This window comes from Gammaproteobacteria bacterium (genome assembly GCA_003696665.1).
Classification (GTDB): Bacteria; Pseudomonadota; Gammaproteobacteria; order Enterobacterales.
Genome location: RFGJ01000151.1, coordinates 1 through 1,583 on the forward strand (window position 1 = coordinate 1; position 1,583 = coordinate 1,583).

1 protein-coding gene is annotated in these 1,583 nt (G+C 49.4%); it reads right to left on the reverse strand.

From position 1 onward, the window contains the following. On the reverse strand, nt 1-1,583 hold a 1,583-nt coding region (locus D6694_04640; protein RMH45481.1), incomplete at both ends, for a hypothetical protein.

A 1,583-nucleotide genomic window follows, 5' to 3' on the forward strand; every position in this document is an offset into this window, starting at 1 on the left:
AGCGGCAGGTCGTAGAGACGACGACCCAGCACGTCGTACACGCGCAGGGCCGTGGGCCGCGTGGCGGCATCCCCCTGGCCGAGGCGGACAGTGAAGGAAGAAGCCGCAGGGCTGGGCCCGACAGAGAGCGTCCATTCCTCGCCGGGTGCTTCGCCGGGCGGCTCCAGATTCAGCGTATCGCAGGGACTGCCCTCCAGCGGGCCGAGGCGGTAGTTGGGGTACAATGGATTGAAAAAGTAATACTCATCTGCACCAATACAAGAGGGCGTGAAATAGTGTGGATAACAGATATCCGAGGCAGATGCGGGCTGGTCGGGATTGCGCAGCCTGAAATGAACATTCAGGTAGATGTCGAAAAGGTCTCCGTTGGGTGCAGGTACCAGCCATCCTGTTGGCAACATGCCACTACAATCTGTCGTTTTGTAAATTTCCTCGAAGGTGCTCTTGAAATCGGAAGCTTTCATGTCCCAACGTCCTACCCCTCGCGTACCAAATCCATACATATACCTTTCGGACGGCGAAAATGACATTGTCCAATAATATAGTAGTTGAGGTTCATTTATGCCATTGCAAAGGAAATTTCTTATAACGGCTGTCTGTATGGTGTCCACAAGCGTGATTTGCCCGCTACATCTGTCGAAGTGCATGAGCTTGGCCACCGGTTCAGGGTAATAAATGGAATAATCAATCAGGAAATCTCCTTCCGGAGAAGAAATGATTAAAGAATGTGCAGAGCTCCCAAGCGAATCCAAGTGGTTTTGTTGGAAGCCATCGATTGAAGACCAAATCTGGGTGACCACGCTGTCTCGATGGAGCAGTGTGGCGAGATAATTCATGGATTCAGGGGTTTTCTGTATGATCCACCAGTCCCGGCCGTTTCCATGTTTGATGGCTTGGAAAGAATAATGGAAAGAACCATGATTCAGGAAGCGATTTTTATATTCCACTCTTCCTTTTCCGTTGTTTTTGGACATGTCAATTTTTGTGATTTGCATGCCAGTAGAAGTTGGAATTCCATTGTTGTCAATAAACTGATGAAGAAGGTAGTAAACATAAGGGTTTTCCGTGTCGGGAATGCCCGTGAACGATGGCGTCGCGTAAGGAGGAATCATCCATGTGTCCTCAGTTGTATCTGCAATAGGGGCGCTGTCATTCAGTCCCGTACCGTTTTCCATAAGGGTATTGTCCCAGGAGGCAATTGCATTGCCGTTGGTGAAAAACTGCAAACGACCATGATAGTCGCTAATTGCCAAGGAGTGGGAAGAAAAAAAAATTACAGATCGGCTATCTGTAAACACTTCTACGGAAAAGGTGTCTTCTTCGAACTTCAGCAAGGCTCCCCGCCAATCGCTGTTCGGCGCCATGCCTATCCAATTGTAGTCGTATTTCTGTGCGAAAATCGTAGAGGCAATAAATAAAAAGACCGCAAAAAACAGGGGCTTGCACTTCATCGTTCGGATATTTTGAAAAAAGCCGGTGGCTGGACCGTGAGGGTCCGGCCAACCGGCAGGGGAATGAATCAAATTCAGTGTTGCACGACGAACTTGCGCGCGTGCACAGACTGTCTGGAAGTGATTCGCAGC